The organism is Streptococcus sp. ELY_137, from assembly GCF_058314515.1.
This window is the reverse complement of record NZ_JBZFUL010000005.1, coordinates 106,214-122,510: the sequence shown is the minus strand read 5'-3', so window position 1 is coordinate 122,510 and position 16,297 is coordinate 106,214. Positions and strand designations below refer to the sequence as shown.

Annotated in this window: 25 protein-coding genes; all 25 read right to left on the bottom strand. The window is 37.3% G+C overall.

The genetic code is table 11. From position 1 onward, the window contains the following. Position 1: 1 nt before the first annotated feature. A complete protein-coding gene (locus AC4HAO_RS05620; RefSeq protein ID WP_491134835.1) occupies positions 2 to 2,146 on the bottom strand; it encodes a hypothetical protein in 2,145 nt (714 codons plus the stop codon). 15 nt (positions 2,147 to 2,161) lie between these two features. Next, the gene (locus AC4HAO_RS05615; RefSeq protein ID WP_491134834.1) at positions 2,162 to 4,687 is read right to left on the bottom strand and encodes an ATP-binding protein; all 2,526 of its coding nucleotides are present in this window, start codon (positions 4,685 to 4,687) and stop codon (positions 2,162 to 2,164) included. Between the two features lie 6 nt (positions 4,688 to 4,693). After that, complete coding sequence (locus AC4HAO_RS05610) at positions 4,694 to 5,095, bottom strand: TcpE family conjugal transfer membrane protein (RefSeq protein ID WP_491134833.1); 402 nt, start codon at positions 5,093 to 5,095, stop codon at positions 4,694 to 4,696. Next, positions 5,095 to 5,331, bottom strand: coding sequence for a TcpD family membrane protein (locus tag AC4HAO_RS05605; RefSeq protein ID WP_491134832.1), 237 nt, complete (start codon positions 5,329 to 5,331; stop codon positions 5,095 to 5,097). The genes AC4HAO_RS05610 and AC4HAO_RS05605 overlap by 1 nt, the downstream gene beginning before the upstream one ends. Before the next feature lie 13 nt (positions 5,332 to 5,344). After that, positions 5,345 to 6,295, bottom strand: coding sequence for a conjugal transfer protein (locus AC4HAO_RS05600; protein WP_491134831.1), 951 nt, complete (start codon positions 6,293 to 6,295; stop codon positions 5,345 to 5,347). Positions 6,296 to 6,309: 14 nt separating this feature from the next. Then, positions 6,310 to 6,783, bottom strand: coding sequence for a hypothetical protein (locus AC4HAO_RS05595; protein ID WP_491134830.1), 474 nt, complete (start codon positions 6,781 to 6,783; stop codon positions 6,310 to 6,312). 10 nt (positions 6,784 to 6,793) lie between these two features. Continuing rightward, positions 6,794 to 6,967, bottom strand: coding sequence for a hypothetical protein (locus tag AC4HAO_RS05590; protein ID WP_491134829.1), 174 nt, complete (start codon positions 6,965 to 6,967; stop codon positions 6,794 to 6,796). A 12-nt stretch (positions 6,968 to 6,979) separates the two neighbouring features. Then, on the bottom strand, positions 6,980 to 7,222 hold the full coding sequence (locus tag AC4HAO_RS05585; protein ID WP_491134828.1) for a hypothetical protein: 243 nt from the start codon (positions 7,220 to 7,222) through the stop codon (positions 6,980 to 6,982). Between the two features lie 2 nt (positions 7,223 to 7,224). Then, positions 7,225 to 7,512: a hypothetical protein gene (locus AC4HAO_RS05580; RefSeq protein WP_491134827.1), complete on the bottom strand. Its 288-nt coding sequence runs from the start codon at positions 7,510 to 7,512 to the stop codon at positions 7,225 to 7,227. Positions 7,513 to 7,614: 102 nt separating this feature from the next. Next, the gene (locus AC4HAO_RS05575; RefSeq protein ID WP_491134826.1) at positions 7,615 to 7,914 is read right to left on the bottom strand and encodes a type II toxin-antitoxin system RelE family toxin; all 300 of its coding nucleotides are present in this window, start codon (positions 7,912 to 7,914) and stop codon (positions 7,615 to 7,617) included. Further along, positions 7,911 to 8,150 carry a type II toxin-antitoxin system RelB/DinJ family antitoxin gene (locus AC4HAO_RS05570; protein WP_491134825.1) on the bottom strand — a complete coding sequence of 80 codons (240 nt, stop codon included), beginning with the start codon at positions 8,148 to 8,150 and terminating at the stop codon, positions 7,911 to 7,913. Before AC4HAO_RS05570 ends, AC4HAO_RS05575 begins: the two co-directional genes overlap by 4 nt. Positions 8,151 to 8,221: 71 nt before the next feature. Then, complete coding sequence (locus AC4HAO_RS05565; RefSeq protein ID WP_491134824.1) at positions 8,222 to 8,518, bottom strand: hypothetical protein; 297 nt, start codon at positions 8,516 to 8,518, stop codon at positions 8,222 to 8,224. 104 nt (positions 8,519 to 8,622) lie between these two features. Beyond that, positions 8,623 to 8,994, bottom strand: coding sequence for a hypothetical protein (locus AC4HAO_RS05560; protein WP_491134823.1), 372 nt, complete (start codon positions 8,992 to 8,994; stop codon positions 8,623 to 8,625). Next, complete coding sequence (locus AC4HAO_RS05555) at positions 8,994 to 10,223, bottom strand: replication initiation factor domain-containing protein (RefSeq protein ID WP_491134822.1); 1,230 nt, start codon at positions 10,221 to 10,223, stop codon at positions 8,994 to 8,996. Before AC4HAO_RS05555 ends, AC4HAO_RS05560 begins: the two co-directional genes overlap by 1 nt. 246 nt (positions 10,224 to 10,469) lie before the next feature. Then, entirely contained in the window at positions 10,470 to 12,155 is a 1,686-nt protein-coding gene (locus AC4HAO_RS05550; protein WP_491134862.1) for an FtsK/SpoIIIE domain-containing protein, read from the bottom strand. 68 nt (positions 12,156 to 12,223) lie between these two features. Continuing rightward, positions 12,224 to 12,679, bottom strand: a complete 456-nt coding sequence (locus tag AC4HAO_RS05545; protein WP_491134821.1) for a conjugal transfer protein — start codon at positions 12,677 to 12,679, stop codon at positions 12,224 to 12,226. A gap of 15 nt (positions 12,680 to 12,694) precedes the next feature. Beyond that, entirely contained in the window at positions 12,695 to 12,991 is a 297-nt protein-coding gene (locus AC4HAO_RS05540; protein WP_491134820.1) for a cytoplasmic protein, read from the bottom strand. 84 nt (positions 12,992 to 13,075) lie between these two features. Beyond that, positions 13,076 to 13,270, bottom strand: coding sequence for a hypothetical protein (locus AC4HAO_RS05535; RefSeq protein ID WP_491134819.1), 195 nt, complete (start codon positions 13,268 to 13,270; stop codon positions 13,076 to 13,078). Positions 13,271 to 13,357: 87 nt separating this feature from the next. Beyond that, a complete protein-coding gene (locus tag AC4HAO_RS05530) occupies positions 13,358 to 13,831 on the bottom strand; it encodes a hypothetical protein (RefSeq protein WP_491134818.1) in 474 nt (157 codons plus the stop codon). A gap of 23 nt (positions 13,832 to 13,854) precedes the next feature. After that, positions 13,855 to 14,319: a hypothetical protein gene (locus tag AC4HAO_RS05525; RefSeq protein WP_491134817.1), complete on the bottom strand. Its 465-nt coding sequence runs from the start codon at positions 14,317 to 14,319 to the stop codon at positions 13,855 to 13,857. A gap of 58 nt (positions 14,320 to 14,377) precedes the next feature. Continuing rightward, positions 14,378 to 14,605 carry a DUF3850 domain-containing protein gene (locus AC4HAO_RS05520; RefSeq protein ID WP_491134816.1) on the bottom strand — a complete coding sequence of 76 codons (228 nt, stop codon included), beginning with the start codon at positions 14,603 to 14,605 and terminating at the stop codon, positions 14,378 to 14,380. After that, on the bottom strand, positions 14,595 to 14,813 hold the full coding sequence (locus AC4HAO_RS05515; RefSeq protein WP_491134815.1) for a hypothetical protein: 219 nt from the start codon (positions 14,811 to 14,813) through the stop codon (positions 14,595 to 14,597). Before AC4HAO_RS05515 ends, AC4HAO_RS05520 begins: the two co-directional genes overlap by 11 nt. Continuing rightward, positions 14,806 to 15,009, bottom strand: coding sequence for a hypothetical protein (locus AC4HAO_RS05510; RefSeq protein ID WP_491134814.1), 204 nt, complete (start codon positions 15,007 to 15,009; stop codon positions 14,806 to 14,808). The genes AC4HAO_RS05515 and AC4HAO_RS05510 overlap by 8 nt, the downstream gene beginning before the upstream one ends. 30 nt (positions 15,010 to 15,039) lie before the next feature. After that, positions 15,040 to 15,375 carry a hypothetical protein gene (locus AC4HAO_RS05505; protein WP_491134813.1) on the bottom strand — a complete coding sequence of 112 codons (336 nt, stop codon included), beginning with the start codon at positions 15,373 to 15,375 and terminating at the stop codon, positions 15,040 to 15,042. A gap of 42 nt (positions 15,376 to 15,417) precedes the next feature. Beyond that, positions 15,418 to 16,089, bottom strand: coding sequence for a hypothetical protein (locus tag AC4HAO_RS05500; protein ID WP_491134812.1), 672 nt, complete (start codon positions 16,087 to 16,089; stop codon positions 15,418 to 15,420). Positions 16,090 to 16,297 lie beyond the last annotated feature (208 nt).

Genomic DNA, 16,297 nt, shown 5'->3' with positions numbered 1-16,297 from the left:
ATTACCGCCTGCCTTTTACTTTAATAGTCTTCTTTTGTGCCTGAATATGCCGCTTAACCTCATCACGGACGCCGCTTATCCTGTCAAAATCTTTAATAGCCTTAGTTTCAAAGATCCGACTATTTTTAGGAGCGTCATATTTTTCAGCAAAATCTGATTTGGCCTTATAACGATCTTTAGCCTTCTGAAAATGCTCATTGGCCTTTCCCATATAGTAATCACGGCTGCCATCACGATTAGACATCCCTTGACTGGCATAATTCAAGACCAGACCTTGGCCTCGGTGACGGAAACTGCTCATGTTAGATCGGAAACGATCAACAGCTTCCTGTGTCCGACGCTGACGAGCCCTGCTTCTCGCAACACCTTGGACATAAGCGCCAGGATCACCATTAGAGCGCTTTTCAGCACGTTTGCCAGAATAATGGGCCATCAAATCACTCATACGCTGACGAGCATAGCGAGCTGTATCTCTAAAAGTACCGCCAACCGTATGCTTAGCTGCACCAGTCATAATCTTTCGACCGCTGTTAAGCTTTTCTAAGGCTTTACCAGCGACATAACCAGCACCAGCTCCAACTCCAGCCCAGCCTAATCGGCCGATCGGATTACGATACTGCAAGCCCCGAATGCGACTGCCAACTCGATCCATCATAAAGCCGCTGATACGATTATTGGTAAACATAGCTAACAAGCGATCACGCTTACGCCACATCACCCAAAGTACCAATGCTTTAAAACAGGTCTGCACAAAATAATTGGCTGAAAACATATCACTTACAATAGCCGTTAAGACACTGTAAAAGTAAAGGAACAAGGTCGCAAAGAAGGAAACAAACAGCGACAGGCCAATAGCGCCAAAAAGATTCTTCAAGAAATTGAAAAGAACGTTTTCAAAGGTTGGTACCAAGGCTATAATCAGTGCAAATGGTGCAAACATCAACAAAAATAGAAAAACAAGCTTAAGGACAAGTGACATCACCCCTAAGATAACTAAAACAGCACCCATCATCAAAGCATCTAAAATAGACCCTGTCGCAAATGAGAATTTCTGTCCCCAGAGCCCTTTCATCATCGGGATATTGGGACTTTTTTCATCTCCAACAAAATCCTTAATATTTGTACCATCATCAAGCACAAAATTATCATCACCTTCCTTGTAGTTAGTCAGGTTTTCCATCTGTTCTGTCGTCACCTGATCTGAGTCCACTGCACCCCCATTATCAATGCTTTTAACATCCGCATTCATATAAACATAGGGTTTCCAAATAGCTTGGACAAAATAGGAATCCAGCACTGTCCAGCCACTAGCATCACCATAGCTGGTTTCAGCTTGAGACAAACCGCCAGCCGCCTCAGTGGCCACTTCTGACACCGAGTTATAAGCCGATTGCACAACATACTGGCCATTGATTTGCATAAAGAAAGTCAAAGCTAAAATATAAACCGTAACCGACTTTAACAAGCTGCCAAAAAAACTGCCACCAGCCATATAGCGAGCATAGGCGTAAGATACCATCAAACCACCAATCAAAGTCGAAAACGTCGTTAATAAGGCAGTGAAAAGAGCTGATGAGTTACTGATAATTGAACTAATGTAATCATCTATAGAGCTGTTACCTGCGTTAGACGTAAAATCATAAATAGCCGCGCAGACTTTAAAAATAATCTTAGTCACCCAGAACACTCCCTGGACCAAAGAATTGATAAAATAATTAGTTTCTGAACTCATCCCTAACCAATCATTTCCAAACCAGACCTTAGAAGTAAAGCCATTTAAACGGTCATCTTTTCCATAGTATTCATAACTGACAACGTAATCGTTCTCACCGTCTTTTTGCTTTTCCTTCACTCGCTCTCCGGCCTTTTCAATACCCTCAGGATCATCTTTAAAAGGTGAGTGGTGGCCATCAGAACCAGACGACGAAGACTGACTGCTGTCAGATGATGAGGATTTTTCATCATTAGACTTTGATTTTTCTTTTTTAGTATCTTTATCTTTGTCCTTTTGCTTTCCAAAGGTTTGAACAGTTTTAGACCCTGACGACTGGGTCTTACTGCTATCCGCAAAAACTGCAGCAGTACCTATAATCCCCATGAACAGCAGTACTAAACTACCCAAAATCAAAGCCTTCTTTAATCTCATAAGCACTCCTTTCTATTAGGCCGCTGTCATTTTACTGTTAACGGTATCAAACAACTGCGTAATCTCACGGAACATCCCATCAACGGTAATCCGCTCCCTGCGGCCAAACGTGTCAAAATAGATACATTGAGCCATGGTCATATTACTCATCCATTGTTGATTGGTCTCTGTCAAAGGAACACGAATATAATCCAAAACGTCATCCACCTCATTAGGTTCTAGAAAGGCGAAAACCGTTCCAAAACCAGTTGTATCTTCTTCTGTCTCCACATCCCGAACGGACTGTGTCCCAAAAACCATAAAATTATTTTGAGCACGGCCAACTCGGCGCATTTCCATCAAGATACCGCGACCAACCTCAGTGGAATTAAACTGCCATGCCTCATCCACTGTTACCATGGTTTCAACATTGACATCACGCTGACCAAATCGCTTACAAAAATAGCCTAGGCCATACAAGACGACTTGGCTTTTCTTTTGGGACGGCGTTAACGTTGTCGTAGCTTTTTTAGGTAAATCCAGTCCCTCAATTTCCAGAATAGTAATTTTACTGCTCATATCAATAGCCGGATTAGAGCCGTCAGAGAAACAGAGCGATAAAATTGAATTCTTGGATTTAGATTCCAACGAAATCCCTTTTTCACGGACTTCCTTAATATCAGACTTCTGCATGTCCTTAAAGACATGCACCATCCCCACTTTTTCACCCTGCTCACGTCGTTCAAGAACCCGTGCAATCGATTCTAGATAACCCATTTCAACAATATCCGAATTATTCATCAGCACCGAAGCAATCATAGAATCTGCTAAATCAATAGCTTCTTGACCGTCCAGAAAGACAATCGGATCCAACACTCCATAATTACGCTTATCCTTAGCATCTAAAGTGATGAAATTAATTGAACGAATATACTTTTGTAAAGCCGGAAATTCATCTTTCTTTTCCAACTCAGCAAGCACCTTCATATACTGGCGCCGCATTTCCTTTTTAGGATCAATATACAGACATTGCATTTTAAGCAGACTGTGATACGTAAACAGCAGCTTGATCAAAAACGACTTACCGCTGCCAGTTTCGCCGATAACAGCAGTATGAGGATTAGATGTCACCTTGCCTTCCACTCCAACCTTATTAGCCTGAAACAGATTAACATATACAGGATTAGAAGACTCCGCGATAGCAGCCTCATAATCCCCATGCCAGGAATCAACACGATTATCTATCCGACCAATCGGAAAACCAACATCCGTTCCGACTTTACGGCTGGTAAAAAATAGGTTTTCACAAAAAGCCTGTAAAGACATCTTTTGTATAAAGTCTTGATCATATAAAGTCAACACTTCTGTCATCCTATTTTTATACATCAAATACAGCTGATCTGCATTGGCTCTAACAAGTGACACCCCAATTTTATTCAATGCTGTATAAAGCACCTCGAACTTGGATTTTAACTCCTCAACAGACTGAGCTGTAATCACCAACGTTTGAAGATAACGCACTAAATAATTACCTTCATCAATATTAGTTTGTAGGTTTTCCAGCAAAAAATTACTGCGAATTGTCGCAGAATTCTGTACATCTCCCGATTCATCTTTTTCCTGCATGGTATGTCTCATACGGCGACGAGCCCTACTTGCCTGCCCACCAATAGAAAAAACGCCCTTAGGCGTTGAAAATTGGACATTATAGATAGACTCAACAGGGAAACTCAAAGTTTGAATTTCCTCTGATAAGTGTAAATACGACATATTTTCTGGAACTTCACTAATAGGTAAAAAAGCTACATAAGATGAATCATCAAAATTATCTAATTTAATAATATTAATATTTTCAAATCCGAGATTTACTTCATCTAAATTCTCAATATCGCTTTCAATCATTTTAATTTCAAATTCACGATCAAAAGTCATACCACGCAGCCACTGCAAACGGTTAACAAACAGATTCTCAACACGGGTCAACGGACGAGCGTCAAGGATACTGAGCTGATTTTCCAAAACCGTCAATTGACTGTTATAATTTTTATACCAATCAATCGGGACTCCCTCAGCCATTCCTAAAAAAGACAGAACTTTATTTCTAACAGTCTTATAAGACTGCATCGCAACTTCCTTCAAATCCTTAGAAATGTGTATGCTTTTCAGGGGCACAATCAGGTAATGTTTATAATCGTATAAAACCCCAATTGAACCATAAAGTTCTTCAACCATATGACTCAAAATCCACTCTGCCAAATCAGCTGTGTCTGATTCCCAATCCACATCTGCCATTAACCGGCCAAAACGCTCAGACAAATCTTGATCTATCGGAATCGTCCGAATACTAAAATCATGATAAGTATGCAATTCTGATAAAGCTGCATAATTTAATTCTTTCAGCTTCTCTTTCCCAGCATTATCAACCGAATTGACAATTTTGGACGGAATTTCATAAATAGCCGAAACAGAACCATCCTTTCTTAAGATCAGATTATTCTGAATATCCCAAATTTGATTCAACATCACTTCATCGTCCAAGTTTAACAACTGTTTTACTCCCAAAAACTATCACTCCTTTCTTATCATTCTAATGGCTTTAGGGCGTCTATAAATTTGACCCTTATTAATATAAAGACCATTTTGTTTAACGCCAAACCTAAAGTAAAAGATCAAATAATCTTTTAAATACATTAACAAGCTCTTACCATCAACCCTCAGCTCGGAAAACAGGCCAGCCAATGACCAAGCCCCATAACCTGAAATTGTCATCCTCAAGCCAACAGGCAAACCATGAGCAACTATTTTTAGCACCTTCCAACTCACAAAATAAATCACAACTGTATACACAATCTTAGACAACTTCAGCGCTGATGGTAAAGCGAAATCATTACTGATTCGCTGTATCCAAAAGGGCTGGGCTAAAGCTTTTGTATAGGAATACAATTCCTTATCAGGTAATTCATCAGCCATTAAGCACCACCAGCCCCTGTATCCTTAATCTTATCCCAGATCGTAGCTAAGGTCTGAAGAGAACCTCCTGGATCTTTACCAAACCAGTAAGCAACAGAGCCAATCACAATTCCTATCAACATATCACCCAAAGATCCACTTCCGATCCCCTTTAGCATTTTAAAAATAACATAGCAACCAATCACATACACAAAAAAATTATTAAAAAGAAAATTCCATAAGTTTGCACCAGACATTTTCTAATCCCCCTTAATTATTTTCTCCATTACCATCCTTAGCATAATCTGCTGGGATAATATGCGTCATCTTATTAACATAATAAGAATCACCTTTTTCCGACAGCTCAAACGAAAAATTCTCACTATGTGTTACCCCTGAAATTTCAAAGGTAACCTGTACATAAGCAGATACTTTTCTGCCTTTGTGCTTAACATAATAACTATAGTCTAGTGACTTATAAACAGCGCCATTAATGGTCTTTAAATTATCTGAAATCAAATCCAGATTTTTCTGACTAGTCGTATAGTTATCAAAAAACAGTTTCATAAAACCATCAAGTCTTTCATGCTCGGACGTCGACAGCTCATCCTTAGCTGTCAGTTTCAACTCCTGAGATTTCTCACGAGCTTTACCATCCTTAAACTTTGAAACCGCCTCGTACCAAGGCAAGCCAGTTACATAATACTTACCATTTGCCCCAGCATAAGGTATCGAAAAATTAACAGTTACGCTCTTAGCACTGTCTCCTTCTCCAACTTTATAAGTTACACGATAAATTGCAACATCTCCTACCACCGACTGTAAGCGAGCAGATTCAAGGGACATAACCGTCTTAAGCTGGCCCTGAGAATTTTCTCTAGGAACGAAATTGTAATAACCTTCCAATTTCTCCTGCTGTTCCTGCTGACCCTCTGAATCTGCAGGAAAAGTGAAATAATCTCTAACATAACCATCTAAAAAAATCTGCAAGCGATAATCCACCTCTGCTCTTGCTGCCTGCTTAGCAACAACTGGACGCCGGTGCATCTGACCATAAATATTCAAACCAATAGCTAAGGTGGCCAACCCAAAAAATCCCACCAAAAGACTGATGAAGATAAAATTCATCCGCCTCTGGGAAACGACCTTCATTTGGTGCTTTTCCTTAGCTTTTTTAGTCTTGAGAATTTTTTTAATTGGCTTCTTTAAATTAAAAGCCATAACCTCACTCCTTTCTAACGCAAACGATTAATATAAAAGCCTTTGGCCGTATGAAGAAGATAACCCGCATTGATATAATTAGCTACCAAGGCGGGCCAGCTACCAACTCTAAAGAAGTACTGCAAAAGTGCTTCCAACTCAACTCCTTTCACCAGAACTTTCACTGCCTCAACTTCATCTTTAGAACAAAATTCATAGATACTTCCGATAATATCTCCAAATTTTGCATGGCGTTTCAGCAAAGCCACAACAACAGTTTCATCACCATTGTAAATGCCTTCAATGCACTGTTTCAAAACATAAGCCTGCTTTAAAGTCATCACACGGTCAACAGCCCAATCAGTAAACCCACAAACAAAAAAGGCATCATCTCTGATACCTTTTTCTTCCATACGCTGCCTCACTTGACTTTCTGTAAATTTCGACAAGTCTAACTCACATAAAAAATTAGACTGAGTCCCATCTCTGACTCTGATATTGGCTATCATATTTCACCCCCTATTCAATATAGACAATTTCATACCTCGTAGCAAAAGCATAGCCTTTTTGCCGTCTCATAGCACGAATACAATCTAATGCATTAGCTTTGCTTCCTGGTGGATAATCACTATAAAAATTAAGATAGACATAGCTATCTCCATCACGCAAAACAGCTATACATTCATATTCCATAAATTTTCCTCATCAATAACTATACTCAATATCATCTACCAGCTCATTATAAGCAGCAATATCACCAATAACATCAAAAGCTACTGACTTATCTAAAAGTTCTTCATCAACAGCCTTTTCTAACTCCCTTTGCATCAAACCGCACATTTCACGATAAGATAAATTCCTTTCAATAACATCATATGAAGCCGTCATCACTTCAAATACATTATCCCCACTTAGCGAATAATCTCTACTAAAGCGTTTAAATTTCATAACTATAACTCCTTAAAGTAAAAACATTCTTGTAATTCATCTAATAGCTCACTATAAAAATCCGATTCCTCCCATCCGTCATAATCTGACTGACAATCTGTCCATTTATCATACACACCAACCACTTTTGAACCAGATATTTTTAGAGTAAAAACACCTTTAAATTTAACGTAACAATAACATCCCTCAAATTCTGAATATAAACTAATCTCCCCACTAATAAGGACATCATAATCTTCAAGTGGTTCTATACTATTTATAAAATGTCCTTCACCAGATATTTTCAGCATTATTCTCCACCGCCCCTTCAAACAAAAAAAGCGATTAGCTCTTTTAAAACTAACCGCTTACCTTTTAGTCAAACATAAAAAAGGAGTAAATCTTTCAATGATTTACCCCTTCGAAATCCGCTTCTCTGCTATCTTATACACCTCACTATCACTGCGTTTACCAATAGCAACGATTTCTACAACTTCAATACCTGTTGATTTCTGGCGAAAAACAATCCGTAAGCCCAAACGCCTATGTTTCAGCTTACGACAGCCAGCCAATGCCCCATGTAAGGCCTGACCAGCTTCCATGCCAAACTTTTCTAATTTAACAAGAGACTTACGAATTTGTATCTGCTGGCTATTATCTAATTGTTTCAAATCTTTAACAGATTCATTTGTAAACTCTACTTGATAAGTCATTCCCATTCATCCTCTACTGTTTCAAGGCCTTCCCGCCAATTAGATCCAAAAACTTCATCAGCAGTATAATGGCTCTTTTCAAGCGTTAGATCAAAAGGAATACCATTCTTTTGAATCACCTGATTAAGATAAATGGTAACAGCCGTCGTCATATCAAGTCCCAAGTCAGAAAAAACTTGACTAGCCCTGTCCTTCACATCAGAATCAATATTGATATTCAATCTTACCTTAGACATTTTTAGTACCCCACTTGTTATTTATACACCTATTATACATCTAATAGGTGTATAAAACAAGTGTTTAGCTTTTATTTTGAGGAGCCCCATTCAACAAAACGTTCACCCTTCTTGCGAAGCGCTCCCAGCGTTTTTAAAAGTTCCTTATGGAAATACCAAAATTTACGAAGCTCTTGGCTCATTTCTTCAAAGTGATATTTAACCATTTCACCACGCGTTAAATCATCAGGCTGAGCCTTTAAAAGTTCATTCAAATCACTAGAAACCTTATCCGCTTCTTCCCAATTCTCCTGTTGAATTAGTTCCCCCAATTTTACAGACGTTTTTTTAACATTCTTCAAATACACTTCTTTTTCTTCATTTGCCATAATATTTCCTCAACTTTCAATTTATGATACACTATTACTATTCTGTTTTAGGTCAGCTATTTAGCTGACTTTTTTGTCGGACTGCGATTTTGTACTATCATTCATTACTCCTTCCTATCCAAATATTTCAACAAGCGATACCGACTAATCAACTCCAACAAAAGTTTTAGCTTCTTATCATGTCCATAAGATAACAGTTTTTTCAGAGCAGCTTCCCGATTTTCAGAAGCTATTTGATTTAAATACAAATCGTACCGCTCAAGCTTCTCTTGGTACAACTGCTGAACAACTTTATTATCAGGATTTTTATTTTTTTGATAGATTAGACCATCTAACTCCCGTCGCATACGGCGTAAAACACTACCTGATAATTCATCCTTATAGAACTCTCTATCAGGAATTAAGGCCACCACCTGATAAACAATAGGATCTAAATTTAAGTAGCGATCAAACAGAAATTGTTCTACAGCCCCCATCAACTTACCTCCAATTTATGAGTATTTTTTAGATCCTTAATAATTTGTTCTCCACGATCATTGATCTTCCCCGAATTCCGAAACATTTCCAGGTATTCTGTATTCATTAACTTATCAATCTCATCTACCATGGCATAAGTATCTGCTACTTGATTTACCAGCCACTTAACCGTGCGATTAATGTTATAGGGTTCTGCTTTAACCGTCAATTTCAAAGGTTCAGCACCACCAAACAGCAACTGCCATTTCTGATCAGGTTTATAAGCGCCATACTTATTGATACCGTCATAAACCGCTATTTCATAGTTTAAAACACTACGAGCCACCTCAGCTATATCAACACCGTCTAAAAATTCTTCAATAACGCTTTGAGCTTTGCCTTGGGAAAATCGCAATTCATAACGGTTCCAAATACCAAAAACTTCTAAAGCCTCCCAAACATCAATTCCTTCACGTTTAGCGATTTCATATCGCTTTTCGTAAAAATTAAAGTAGAGATTGCTTTGACGAGAGCCAAAATATAAAGAAATTCCTTGACGATCGTCGTTATCATTTTCTTTCAACGAACCTCCACCAACATGATTCCAAGTCCGAATATTCTTACAAACCACTTCTTTTTTATAAACTTTGGCCATAATATCTGACAACTGGATATGTTCATCTTCATGACCATATCCTCGATATACCTCATCTAAAGCCACATCTAACCGTGTCACTTGCATATCTGATCGTTCAGACATCTTAGATATCAGTTCATACCAAGTAAGATTTTGACTTTCTAAAATAAGTTCCATTTCTCGGCACCCTTGACCAGATAGCTGTACCGTCACCTGATAATTTCCACGCTCTTTTTTATCCGCATAATCAAACAGCCAAATATTACCTCGACGCCGAACACGATTATAAGACAGCAACCCCGTAGGAGCGACATTAAAATCCTTAAGACTACAATGCAAATAGTTACTAACAAAAGACTTCAAATCATAAACCTCTTTAAACGTAATCCGCAAATAGTCAATCATGCCACGTAAATTCTGACCAGTTCCGTCATAAAGATAGCCAAGTTTTTCCTTCATAACTTTAAATCGCTCATAAGGCAACCCACGGGCACCATTTTCATAGGCTCGATAAGTACGTCTATGCACACCCACACATTCAGCAAACTGTTTTTGATTCATGCCAGTCGACAGTCTAAACTCTTTTAAACTCAAAGCACTAATCGTTTTCACTAATAATCTTTTTTCTCCTTTCCAAAAACCTTAAAAGTTGCGCGCGAAAAATCGCCAAAATGGCGCACTTTTTAAAATCACGAAATCCCTTGACCCGCCTACGTTTGAGGCTGGTTGTTTTTTGATTTTTGCAAATCTTAACCCCCCTATTAGAAATAGGGGGTTGCTATTCAAATGCCTAGAGCTGAAAAAGGCTACTACGGCGCTACGGCGGGGTGCTTACCGCACCCCCTTGTAGCTTGTAGCTCACGCCTCTTCCAGCTCTAGGTCTTCATCAAAATACAACGCCAACAATTCCTTCCAGGTTCCGTCAAAATTTTCTTTTTGACTCAACAATCCTTCCAGCATCAAACAGTCCTCAAGTGTCAAAGAGTGTTTTCCATCTACACGTGTAAACGTGTTATAACCCGCTTTTTCGATCTCACCAATAAGAAACCGCACTGTCGCAGGTTTAACCTCTACACTGGCAGCAAAATCAGCAACACTGGATCTATCATCAAAAGTATCATCTGAACTAGACTGAACAATAGTCCCTGTCTTGATTTGTTCAACAAAATTGTTTAAGCCTTCATCATTCACCAAATCAGCTGAGACTTCCTCATTTTCTCTAGGATCAAATGGATTATCCCGCCGTTCAACCTTTTCAAATTCATCAAAGAAAGAAAATTTCTTAGGCAAAAGCGGCGAGTAAAACTCACGAGCCACTTCGCCAAATACGCCCGCATAACCACGGCCATAGACACGACGGCCAGAAACATATTTAACAAATTTAAACTCTTTGTTTTTATTTTCTTGGCCAAACATAGCGTCATAGCCATATTCATCTAACCGGCCCACAGATATATGCATCATCATATTAGCTCTAATCTTAGTAGGCAAATCTTCAGCCGCTGGCTTTTGCATAGCAATAATGGCATGACACCCTACTTGACGGCCAAGCAAAACATACTGAGTCAAAGCCCTATCTAATCGGTCTCGCAATTTATAATTGCCTTCCAACGCTGCTTTTAAAGCATTGAATTCATCACAAACCAAAAAGTACGGTTCTAAACCGTACTCATAAAACTTCTTCATATCCTTATGCCCTAAACGTTTCATCTCTTGACGAACATAATCATACCGGGCAAACATAGTCACGACTGACCGTTCAAATTGCTCAACAATAGCTTCCAAATCAAAAGACACTCGATTTTTAAACGCTGGAATATCACCCATCGTCACAAAATCCGCTCGCTTAGGATCACAAATATCAACGACACCAATCTTAGACAACACTAATACTAAACACCTTAAAAAAACCGTTTTACCGCCACCAGTACCACCAGCAACCAGCAAATGAGGATCTGAAGCAAAATCCCAATAAAAACCATTCATCAATTTAACGCCTTTTTCAGGATCATAAGTGACATCCGTTACGCCAATCCGATTAAGAAGAGCCGAATAAGCCATTTTATAAACTTTAAATTTTGGCTCGTCAGTCGCTTCCATAAAGTCCATAAAAAGCGTTGTCTCAAGCTCTGAACCAATCTTTTTAAACTTTTCCTGAAATTTACTGCCTGCCATTTCAAAAGCAGCTTCTAAATCATACTTGCCTTGTTTCAAATAAACTTTGGGAAATTTTATCTTAGTTCGTACACCACCAGACTTCCTTTTAGATCTTTTTTGTTTCTCAATATAATAGCCATGACTATACAAATATTTAGCCATAGTCTTTAAACGATCAACCTTTTTAAAAAAAGGTGTTGCTTCTTGCAAAAACCAAGTTAAATAGGCGGCAGCCCCAGCACTCACCCCAAGCAAAACAGCTAAAATAATTAAAGAAATTCTATTCAAAGAGGACACAGAAGCCCAATCCAAATAACTATAACTAACTGCACCAGCTAAACCAAAAGAAAAGAATCCACCAAATAAAATAGCATTATAAAACCGCATATACGGTCTTACCCTGACACCTCTATACTGAGGTAATAATCTCAATTCACTACCTCCTTAGCAAATTTTCACTTCTTCTCTACTGGCTTACCAGCTGATGAAGACTTAGACTGATTCCCAATCTTTTTAATCTTGCTGGCAAACAACTTATAGTTATCACTACCACTGATAGAAGAATAGGTCACCACGATATCTTCCAATTCAACAGGTTCACGAAAGTTTAAACCAAGAGCTTCAATTTCTGATACAAGCATATCTGTAATTGTAATACTAATAGGTTCATGCTGAACACTAGACTTAATATTCAATACTACCCCACGAACTTCACCAGTAGAAATCTCAGGATAAGTACCATCCTGACGACGAGGCTGACTAGTGTCCTCCTCATAAACAATATCAGGTCCAACATTTTCGATATAGAACAAACCACCAAGTAATTCATTCACCTTCAAACCATCCACAACACGATAATTTTTACCTGCAATGGGGAGCTTTTCTCCCATGTTTAATCCAATTCTAGCCATACTTTATCACCTTCCTTACTTAACAACTTCCAATTTTTCCGCAAACACATTCAATGCTGGCGCCACATTACGACCATTCACTGCATAATCTGGGTAAAAAATAGGGTTCACCAATCGAACCTGACTATCTTCTTCAAAAACCTGACTAGAAGCAGGCGTAATGACATGAAACAATCCATGTTTTTCATTGCTTACAACATGTCGCTGATACTGTCCAGCTTCACCAAACACACGGCGAGGAGCCGTTCCCAACTTTTCATACCACACTGTCCCGATAAAATCAGGATTCATCTTTAAACTCTTTGGTTCCATAAATAATTACCTCATTTCTTTTTGTTAAATAAAAAAAGACAGTTTAAAGACTTGTCCAGGTCTCACATTATCTTCAAAAAACAACTAACCAGCCTCAAGCATTTTTAGTACTAATTCAAAAAAGTCTGCAATTAAGTTAAAGCCAAAAAAACAAAAAAGAAACAAAACTATAACAAAAATACCAATAACATCAAGAACAACAGACCCACTCTGTCTTTCTCGCTTTTTAGCTTCCTGTTTCATCACCCTTTGATAAAATCTACTTCCTCTATTTTCCATAACTATATTTCCTTCTAAACAGGTGCTCTCACCAATATCATATATCTCACCTCAAAAACTAAGTATTAAAATACTAAAAGTATCACCTTACTCAGACCAACATTCTATACTTCCCCACTTTTTATAATTTCCTAAAATATAATCAACAACTGAACTAGTCACCCTTCCTCCAAAAACAATAAATTCCCCATCATCAACCATATTCTCCATCAAAGCCAACTCATAATCAGGTAATGACACTCTAAAAAACTCATTGTATGCTTTCCTAGAAACCACAAAAACAACTTCATTTTCAAGAAAAAACACCGAAACAAAATTATCTTTAGTCCCTTTTAAAGCCATTAACAGCTTCCACCTATTCCACCACTGCTTTATATTTTCAACATTCATATCCACTCCTAAACCAACATAATTACCAGCAAAACAATTATTACACTCCAAAAAATAAGACTCCCAATGCAAGCTAAACAGCCAATCTCCCGAATTCCTACCAAAATAAACATCAAAAAGAAGCATACTAAAAAAGTCAGCATACCAACGCCTCCTACTCCTTCTTTCCATACCTATTCTTTAAAACTCACTATTCAAAGTTTCCTCCTTAAAATACGACTAACACTAACACAACTAATATCCTGACCATTAATAACAACAAAAGAATCTTGATCTCTTACCATAAAACTAAATGACTCACCAACAATAGATTTAAACTTTTCCTCCAATACCTCTTTATTTTCTTCTAAAATATCTTTCTCCCAAATACGTCCATCTGTAAATCTAACCACTAAATGAACACCAAAAGAAGGAATCAATTCTGAAGACCTATCATTAGATACTGCTGCATCCGATGATTCAAGCAAATACTTCTCAAACTTCCAACCAACTATCAAACAATATACAAAAGCAAAGAACATCCCAAAACCCAAAGCATATACAACATCATCAAAAATAAGATAATGTAAACCAAAAGCCCACATCCCTACATTTATCGCCCAAAACATATCACGATTAGTCAAATCAAAATAAAATCGAAACTTAACCTTCTTTTGCATTTTATTTTCCTTTCATCACCAACAAAAAATATTAACATCATAAACTCCTTAATCACCTTCATACCAATTTAATCCCCAATATACAATAACCTTCTTCAAGACCAACATAATGTTCTAGCTTATAAATAATCTCAACTAAACATCTCTCTAATGAATCATCTACCCTTCTCAACCAAAGATAATCTCCTACTTGATAGTTCCTATCATTTTTCCTAAGCTCAAAAGTTTTACAGCCATTCAAAACATCTCCCCAATATTCATCAGACAATTTAACTTCATGAATCACAAACACCATCACCATCCAATCTTACTAAATCCTCAATAATTTCATCTTCCAATTCAAATAAAATACGAAGCTCATCAACGTAATCATTAAAACGATCATCAGATAATTCACCAAAAGTCAATACAAACTTCTCAAATACATAACTACGTAATAATACAACTCCCTGCAAAGTCTTTACCAATGACTTATAATTTTGCGCACTACTCATACTCTAACTTCTCCATCTCACTTAAAATAACATCTTCAATATCAGATAAGCCTTTCAAATAACCCGATTGCACATCTGATATTTTTTCTCCTGCTAACAACTCCTGCAAAATGGGTTCACGCAACCTTGAAATTGTCTCTTTTCCCAATTCCAATGTCCGATATTTTCCCATTTCTAAATATTCTTCACGATTCATAACACCATTCCTTTCATCAAAAAAGCCATCTTAATTTAAGATGACTCCCTTTTTAAACCAACGATTTTTTACTTTCTCCTTCAATTCCGTATCAAAGCCAAAAAGCGAAACCATGATCGATTTACTAGCATACTGCCCTTTACCCTGATAAAACAATGATAACTCATACTCGTACTGATCAATAAATTCTTCCAATGCTTTTTTACTACGCTTGCTCAAATCAGTTGTAAATGGATACAAGGGCATAATAGCTAATTTTTCATTAGCTTCGGGTATAACTTCTAAGCCATAAAAACTTGGATATACTGTCACCTTTGGATCATCAACATACATACTCTTCTTTACCACTTTAATTTCAATTTTCACCACTTCCTTTCAAAACAAAAAATGTACAATATCGCTTGCACATTAATCAACATAACCAGATAATTCATCCCTAATTTTCTTTAAGGCACCTCGAATTTCTTCTGACTCCCCATACATCTCAAATTCAGCCAAACGATTCTCAAAACTTTTAATAGAACCAAACAACTGTTTAGAATTATTATGCTTTTGATCTGCCATTTTTTGTTCCATCATAATCTTTTGATTTTGAGATTTTAAATCAGCAATTTCATCATTTAAACTGATAGTTTTAGCAGCTAAATTTTTATTCCGAACAGACAATTCATAATTCCTATCAACAACCTCTCGAATAAGATCCAATGTATCTAAGATTTCTTGAGCTTTAGAAGTATTATCATATAAACTTGCACGAGCCCATTTTTCTTCCAACATTGTATCCTTAATCTCTTTAGTATCAGATTTGATAGCTCTAGTCTCAATCGTAGTTTTTTGGCGTTCATCAACAACTTTTTCTTTTAAACGACCAAATGAATCACGATTATTACCATTCAATCTATCTTCCATCTTTGATAACTCAACTGACATTTTTTCATGCTCTTTAGATAAATCAGCCATCTTATCTTTGAACATGGCAGTATCTCTATCATTTCTAATAATGACAGTCACAACCGAACCTATAACTGTTACAATACCGCCTAACGTAACCCAATCCATAATTGAATAACCTTCTATCATAAATTTTCCTCCATTCTATCATAATATAATTACAAACCATAAAAACTACTGTTCTCTTTAATACTAAACTTATAAGAAAGATTAAATCCTGTTAATTTAATCTCTCTTACAAGTCCCCTAACACTTGTTAGGTAGACCATTTTCCTATTCAATTATCACAAACAAAAAAAGGACAATCTGAATAATTTCAAATTATCCCGCTTAAGAT